1 pseudogene is annotated in these 255 nt (G+C 63.1%); it reads right to left on the bottom strand.

From position 1 onward, the window contains the following. Positions 1 to 255 (bottom strand): annotated as a pseudogene (locus tag ACZYOF_RS44780) (ISNCY family transposase); the annotation flags it as partial.

Genomic DNA, 255 nt, shown 5'->3' with positions numbered 1-255 from the left:
GGCTTGCTGCCGCGAGCCTGCCCAATCGGGCGTCGACACGCGTGCCGAGCTCCGCCTGGGCGTCTCTCATCTCGGCCAGCAGGGCCACGGGATCGAGCGTGCGATGAAGCTCTCGAAGACGCCGTTTAACTACCTTGCTCAACCTCGGATGCCCCAGTGCTCGTTCATAGGGCGTGGCTGGAACATGGTAGCGCTTGATCACCTTCGCGCCCTCGCGTCGCTTGTCCTTCAGCTTGAAGGACGGCTGGAAGAAGT

It is taken from the genome of Bradyrhizobium sp. LeoA1Lang, assembly GCF_055413685.1.
This window is presented reverse-complemented; position numbering and strand designations above follow the sequence as displayed.